General features: G+C 72.2%; 7 protein-coding genes and 1 tRNA gene. 7 read left to right on the top strand and 1 reads right to left on the bottom strand.

What is annotated here, in order from left to right:
* From ABT367_RS30465 to ABT367_RS30445, 5 genes are all read left to right on the top strand, one after another.
* A partial coding sequence (locus tag ABT367_RS30465) for a hypothetical protein (RefSeq protein WP_352256487.1) occupies positions 1 to 801 on the top strand: 801 nt, incomplete at its 5' end.
* Complete coding sequence (locus ABT367_RS30460; protein ID WP_352256486.1) at positions 792 to 2381, top strand: hypothetical protein; 1590 nt, start codon at positions 792 to 794, stop codon at positions 2379 to 2381. The genes ABT367_RS30465 and ABT367_RS30460, both read left to right, overlap by 10 nt.
* Positions 2378 to 3727 (top strand): AAA domain-containing protein, encoded by a 1350-nt coding sequence (locus ABT367_RS30455; RefSeq protein WP_352256485.1) that lies wholly within the window; start codon positions 2378 to 2380, stop codon positions 3725 to 3727. Before ABT367_RS30460 ends, ABT367_RS30455 begins: the two co-directional genes overlap by 4 nt.
* A 109-nt stretch (positions 3728 to 3836) precedes the next feature.
* Entirely contained in the window at positions 3837 to 4313 is a 477-nt protein-coding gene (locus tag ABT367_RS30450) for a MarR family winged helix-turn-helix transcriptional regulator (protein ID WP_352256484.1), read from the top strand.
* An 80-nt stretch (positions 4314 to 4393) separates the two neighbouring features.
* Complete coding sequence (locus ABT367_RS30445; RefSeq protein WP_352256483.1) at positions 4394 to 5323, top strand: LLM class flavin-dependent oxidoreductase; 930 nt, start codon at positions 4394 to 4396, stop codon at positions 5321 to 5323.
* Here the strand turns inward: ABT367_RS30445 and ABT367_RS30440 are convergent.
* Positions 5313 to 5654, bottom strand: a complete 342-nt coding sequence (locus ABT367_RS30440) for a hypothetical protein (RefSeq protein ID WP_352256482.1) — start codon at positions 5652 to 5654, stop codon at positions 5313 to 5315. The two genes, ABT367_RS30445 and ABT367_RS30440, sit on opposite strands and share 11 nt — an antisense overlap.
* Before the next feature lie 244 nt (positions 5655 to 5898).
* On the opposite strand from ABT367_RS30440, the gene ABT367_RS30435 reads away from it, so the two are divergent.
* Together ABT367_RS30435 and ABT367_RS30430 are read left to right on the top strand one after the other, a co-directional pair.
* Positions 5899 to 6489 (top strand): bifunctional DNA primase/polymerase, encoded by a 591-nt coding sequence (locus ABT367_RS30435; RefSeq protein ID WP_352256481.1) that lies wholly within the window; start codon positions 5899 to 5901, stop codon positions 6487 to 6489.
* Positions 6480 to 6553 (top strand) — tRNA-Lys (locus ABT367_RS30430). The genes ABT367_RS30435 and ABT367_RS30430 overlap by 10 nt, the downstream gene beginning before the upstream one ends.
* The last annotated feature ends 328 nt before the right edge of the window (positions 6554 to 6881 follow it).

The following is a 6881-nucleotide window of genomic DNA, read 5'->3' as shown; positions in this document are numbered from 1 at the left end:
CGCGCCGCCCGCACGGCGCTCGCGCTGCGGGACGCCGCAGCGGGCACCTGGACGCTGCTCGACCACCCGATGGTCGCCCTTGACGTCGCCGGTTCACCCGCGTTTCTTGAGCCGGACGCCGTCGTGGTGCACCCCGACGGCCGCTGGACGGTGGTGGAGATCAAGTCGTTCCCGATGATCGACGGTTCGGCCGACGCGGCGAAGGTCGGCGCCGCCGCCCGCCAGTCCGCGGTCTATGTGCTCGCCCTCGAGCAGATCGCCGCCCGCCTCGATCCGTCCCCCGAGGTCGCCCACAGCATCCTGCTGGTCTGCCCCAAGGACTTCTCCAACCTGCCGACGGCCTCGGTCGTCGACGTACGCAAGCAACGGGCGGTGACCGGCCGCCAGTTGGCCCGCCTCACCCGCATCGAGGACATCGCCGGCACCCTCGCGCCGGGCACCACCTTCGACCTCGAACAGCCCGCCGAACAGCTGACCACCGCCGTCGAGTCGGTGCCCGCCACGTATGCGCCGGAGTGCCTGGCCGCGTGCGAGCTCGCCTTCCACTGCCGCGACCGGGCCCGCGAACGCGGTGCGGTGACCGCGCTGGGCCGCTCACTCCGCGGCGACCTCGGCGAACTGACCACGGTGGACGCGGTGTTGTCCGCCGCGCACGGCCAGAGCGGCGACCCGGCCGACCCCGCGGTCGCCGCGCTCCGCAGGGCGGCCGCCCTGCGCGCGGAGGCCCTCGCGTCCGCGGCGCCCGCGCCTCGTACGGAAGAGGCCGCAGTCGTACGGGACGGAGGCGCCGCATGTCGTTGATCTCCACCTTGGCGCGGCTCGAAGCGGTGCGGAGCGGGCGGGCGCAGCCGACCGCCACCGTGCGGCACCGGCGCCTGTCCGAACGGCCCCTTGTCTTCGTGCCGTTGACCACCGCGGGCGAGGCCGGCGCTCCGCTCGGGGCGCTGGTCGGCACCGACCGCGAGCGGCCGCGGCTGCTCGTCGTACCGCAGCCGCGCGACCGCGAGCTGCGGTTCGCCTTCCTGGCCGAGCTGGCCGAGGAACTGCTGCCGTACGTGGAGTCCTTCGCCGGCGATACCCGGGCCGAGACGCGCAACGAGACGGACCCGGAGACCGGCAAGAAGGTCAAGGTCGAGGTCGAACTGTGTGTGGACGCACCGCAGTTGATCGTGCCGAGCAGGGCCGGTGTGGAGTTCGTACGGCTGCTCGGGCGCTCCATGCGTTTCCGGCGGACCGCCGAGCAGGACCCGGACACGCCCTATCCCGCGCCGCCGAGGGTGCCGCTGCTCGGGCGGTGGCTGACGCACTTCGGTGAGCGGGCCCATGTGCCGGGCTCCGCACAGCTCCTGGCGATGACCGAGCTGCTCGGACGGCACTGGGCGACGGGGCAGTCCAGCCTGGAGGACCAGCATCTGGGGGCGCTGCTCGCATGGATCGACCCGCCGGACGGAAAGAGCGGTGCGCAGGCGGCGTTCGAGGCCGAGCTGGGCCGGGACAAGGAGGGCCAGCTGCTGTGCCCGCCCGCCGGGCCCGCCACCGATCCGGCCTTCGACAACCGGCTGCTCGCACCCGGCATCGAGCGTTTCGACCGGGCTCGCACCGCGCTGCAGGCGGCCGAGGACGGCCTGGACGCGGACGACCGGCTCGGTGAACTGGCCGCCGCGCAAAAGGAGATCGCCTCGCTGATCGAGAGCCGCACCCGGCCCACCTGGGACGCGGTCTGGCGCGGGATCGACCTGCTGCGCACCCTGCCCGAGGCACCGCGCAGCGCCGAGCGCTGGACCCGGGACCTGTGGTCGTACACCGGCCACCGCGACCGCGTCCTGGCCGGTGAGCCCCCGCAGCCGCGCCGCGACGACGCGGTCACCGCGGCCCGCAAGCTGCAGCGGCGCGAGGAGGCCCAGGCCCGGCTCGAGGCGCAGGAGGCCCTGGACGATCCGCTGGTCATGGCCGGGCGGCGGCTCACCGGGGAGGCCTTCACCGGCGAGGTCACCGAGTCGGTGATGGCGTACAGCGAGGACAAGCGCCCGCGGCCGCGCCCGCTGATCACCGTACGCACGCAGGACCAGCCGCATCTCGGTGCGGGCGCGAAGGTCTACCGGTCGCTCCAAGGCAAGCCGCAGAGCGCCGAGTTCGTCGGGTACGACGACGAGGGCGGCGTCGTGCTGCGGATCCTGGACAAGATGGGCCGCGGCAAGGAGCCCGACGAAGGTTCCGTGCCCGCGAAGGGCGACCGGCTGTGCTGGACGCTCTTCGAGCACGACGCGCGCGGCGGCGCGAAGCTCCCCGACGCCGAGCAGACACCCTGGACCCACGGCGGCCCGCCGGGTGAGCCGACGGCCGAACGACCCGACCCGCTGACCTCGGAGGACCTGCTGTGAACGCCCCTGCCGGCCCCTCGGACTTCGACCCGTCCGCGGCCGCCGCCGAGGCCACCACCGCGATCCTGCGGGACACCCTGCACGGCACGGACCGCGGTGTGGTCGTCGACTCCCCGCCAGGTGCCGGCAAGTCGACCCTCGTGGTGAACACGGCGCTCGAACTGGCCGCAGCCGGCCGCCCGTTGATGGTCGTCGCCCAGACCAACGCCCAGGTCGACGACCTGGTCCTGCGCCTGGCCGAGAAGAACCCCGACCTGCCCGTCGGCCGGCTGCACAGCAGCGACGCCGATGCCTACGACAAGGCGCTCGACGAGCTCCCCCAGGTCCGCACGTCCTCGAAGGCCGGCGACCTGGCCGGTCTCGACGTGGTCCTGTCGACGGCCGCGAAGTGGGCGCACGTCAAGGACGTGGAGCCCTGGCAGCACGCCATCGTCGACGAGGCGTACCAGATGCGCTCCGACGCGCTGCTGGCCGTCGCGGGGCTCTTCGAACGCGCGCTGTTCGTGGGCGACCCGGGCCAGTTGGACCCCTTCTCCATCGTCGGCTCCGAGCAGTGGGCGGGCCTGTCGTACGACCCTTCGGCCAGCGCGGTCAGCACCCTGCTCGCCCACAATCCGCACCTCCCCCAGCACCGCCTGCCGGTCTCCTGGCGCCTTCCCGCGTCCGCGGCACCGCTGATCTCCGAGGCCTTCTACCCGTATACGAAGTTCCGCAGCGGCACCTCACACGGCGACCGGTCCCTGAGCTTCGGCGTCACCGGCGACGGCGGCGCGCACGACCGCGTGCTCGACGAGGCAGCGGCCTCAGGCTGGGGCCTGCTCGAACTGCCGGCGCGGCACACTCCGCGTACCGACCCGGAGGCCGTACGGGCGCTGGCCCAGGTGGTCCGCCGGCTCCTCGACCGCGGCGGCGTCACCGTCAGCGAGCGCTCACCGGACCCGGCGCCGCTCACGGCGGACCGTATCGCCGTCGGCACCGCCCACCGCGACCAGGCCGCGGCGGTCCGAACAGCCTTGGCCGACCTGGGAGTTCAGGGCGTCACCGTCGACACGGCCAACCGGCTGCAGGGCCGCGAGTACGACGTCACGGTCGTACTCCATCCGCTCTCCGGCCGCCCCGACGCCACGGCCTTCCATCTGGAGACGGGCCGCCTGTGCGTGCTCGCCTCGCGGCATCGGCACGCGTGCATCGTGGTCTGCCGGTCCGGGGTCGCCGAACTGCTCGACGAGCATCCGTCGACGGAGCCGGTGCAGCTGGGCGTCACGGTGAAGTTCCCGGACGGCTGGGACGCGAACCACACGGTGCTTTCTCATCTGAGTGAGCACCGGGTTGCGTACCGGCCCTAGCTTCACGGGTCACAGTCTTACCGTTCACAGCCTTACAGGTCACAGCTTTACCGTTCACAGCTTTACCGGTCATAGTTCGCAGTACGAATCGCAATGTTACGCTGACCGCGTGGGCGAAAAAGACGAAAAGGGCAGCGGCCGGCTCGGCGTGGTGGCCGCGCTGGTGCAGTCGTCATTCCTGGTGAACGCCGTGTACGCGGAGTCGGGCCGGGAATACGGACTCACCCCGCAGCAGGGGCAGTTGCTGTGCGTACTGATGGCGCGGTCGTACGGGATGGGCGAGTTGGGCTCGGTGCTGCGACTCGCCAAGTCCAGCCTGACCGGGCTTGTCGACCGGACGGCCCGCAACGGGCTCGTGCAGCGCGAGCCGGACCCCGAGGACAGCCGCGCGGTGCGGGTGGCGCTGACCCCTCAAGGGGCCGCTCTCGCACGGGACTTCTACGACGAGACCTGCCGCCGCATCGACCGCCTGCCCGACGGCCTGACGACCGAAGAGCGCGAGGCGCTCGCCGGACTGCTCGGCCGCCTCGTGCGCGACAACGAGGTCCCCGAGGTGTTTCGGCGTACGGACGGCGGCACGGGATGACGGGAAACGGTTGAAGTTCGTAGTGCGAACTAATAAAGTTCGTACCACGAACTCAATAATCCCTGTGGAGGCGTCGCATCATGTCCGCCCCCGTATCCGCCCTCCCTTTGTTCGGCTTCGGAGCGCACAGCACCCTCGACGAGGGCCCCGAGCTGCTCCGCATGGCGCAGCAGGCCGACCGCGACGGACTCGACCACTTCTCGCTCTCGGACCACCCGTACCTCGGCGAGCGCCTGGACGCGTACGCCACGATCGCCTTCCTGCTCGGCCGTACGCGGCACATCGCCGGCTTCGCCAACGTCACCAATCCGACCCGGCCGCCCGCGATGCTGGCACGCACACTCACGTCGCTGTCCGCGCTGAGCGACGGCCGGGTCATTCTGGGTATGGGCGCGGGCGGGATCTGGGACCGGATCGCCGACATGGGCGTCGAGAAGCTCACGCCGGCTCAGGCCGTCGAGGCCTTCGAGGAGGCGATCGTCCTGGTCAGGAAGCTCTCGGGCGGGGGCGCCCCGGTCACCTTCGAGGGCAGGCACTTCCGGGTGCACGAGATCGCGCCGTCCCCGGTGGCCGCTCCCCCGGTGTGGACGGGCTCGGTGGGCCGCAAGTCCCTCGCCGTCACAGGCCGTGTGGCCGACGGCTGGATCCCGGGCCATGCGGCGGACTGGCTCAGCGAGCGCTACCGCAGCTCACGCCCGGTCATCGACGAGGCGGCCCGCGCGGCCGGCCGCTCGCCCGCCGACATCGCCACGGTCTTCAACCTCCCCGGCCGCATCACGGACGCCCCGCTCCCGGCCACCCGGGACGCCGAGGGGCGGTGGCTGGGCGGCAGCGTCGCGCAGTGGACCGAGGAACTCACCACCGCGGTACTCGACCACGGCGCCGCGGGGTTCACGCTCTTCTCCCCCAAGGGCGGCACACAGGACGCGGTCTCGGTGGCGCGCTGGTCCACGGAGATCGCGCCGGCGGTGCGGGAGGCCGTGGCGAAGGAAAGGGCGATCAGTCTCTGAGCTCTCCGCGCAACAGGGCCCGCCCGAACTCGACCATCTTCTTCGCATAGTCCTCGGTCCACTCCGCCCGCTCCGCGATCGCCGCCGCCGTCAGACGGTCGAAGCGATGCGGGTCGGCCAGCTGGGCCGCGGCGATGGCCTGGAACTCGATGGCACGGTCGGTCGCGGCGCGGAACGCGAGGGTCAGCTCGGTGGCGCGCGCGAGCAGTTCCCGGGGGTCCTCGATCGACTCCAGGTCGAAGAAGTGCTCCGGGTCGGCGGCGGCTGTGGTGGGCTCGAAAAGCAGGGGCGCCGGGCGCAGTCGCCGCTGTGTCCGCTCGGGTTCCGCCATGCCGGTCCTTCCGTCGCCAGTGTCTGCGGCCCCCGGCATTCCCCGAGGACCGCCTTCCATTGTCCCGGGTCCCGCAAGAGGGCCTCACCGGTGCGGAATGTGGGCCTCACGGGTACGGCAGGAAGGCCTCAGGCGTACGGCGGTGGCATATGCCGGGCGGACCGTACTGCACCGGCGGTGCGGGCGTCCCGGAAATCGGTAACCCCGTGAGTCCGAATGCTCACCGGCGGTACATGTAGATGCCATGAGCACTCGGCTGACCAGTAAGCACTCCGTCGAAGCGCACGCCGGATTCGTGACGCCCGCGGGCGCCGCATGGCTGGCGTCCGCGACCTCGTATCCGCGCTCCACGCTCGCCCTGTGGGAGTCGCGGCCGACCGCCCCCGTGGTCCTCCCGTGCGGGACCGCCTTCGACGTCGTGAGCGTCCCGGCGGTCTTCGGCCGCCGGATGCTGGACCGGCTGTGGGAGGAGGGCCCGGGCTCCGGGCCTGTCGCCACGTACCGCGGCCGGACACTGATCTTCGCCGCCCCCGGCACCGCGCACCGGCTGCCGTCGCTGCTCGCCTGGGAGGAGTGGGGCGAGGCGGTGCCGACGCCGCTGTGCCACGGGATCGGGGACGCGGTGACGGTGCCGGCCCCCGCGCCCGCCACCACCCCCGCCGGCCGCGACGGCTCGCGCTGGCTGGTCGCCCCGGACACGCGTCACCCCTGGCTGCCGGGCCCCGAGGTCCTCCTGTGGGCAGGCGTGAAGGCGGCCAGGTCCGCGGTCCGCATATCGATTTTTCCTCCCCCGGAATCGGATGCTAAGGTCTACGACGTCAGCAGGCGCCGCTAGCTCAGTTGGTTAGAGCAGCTGACTCTTAATCAGCGGGTCCGGGGTTCGAGTCCCTGGCGGCGCACGCGAGACCAAGGCCCTCCGCTTCGGCGGGGGGCCTTAGTCGTGTCCCCGAAGGCGGCCTTTCGGCGCGCAACAGGCGGCTGGGGGTCCGGGGGTCATCCCCCGATGAATGCAGCATCAGCGGGTCCGGGGTTCGAGTCCCTGGCGGCGCACGTTGGCGATAGGGGGACCAATCGTCTACGCGAAACACCCAAAACGGACCGCCAGCGCGACATACGGTCCCCCGACCGACTCACGCCCGCTCAGCCACGCCAGCCCGCCCGGGAGTCACCGGCCCGAGGCCGCTCCCGCCCCAGCTCCCCAGCTCCCCAGAGCACCTCACCCGGACT

The sequence above is a fragment of the Streptomyces mesophilus genome (assembly GCF_040300965.1).
Taxonomy (GTDB): Bacteria; Actinomycetota; Actinomycetes; order Streptomycetales; family Streptomycetaceae; genus Streptomyces; species Streptomyces mesophilus_A.
This window is presented reverse-complemented; position numbering and strand designations above follow the sequence as displayed.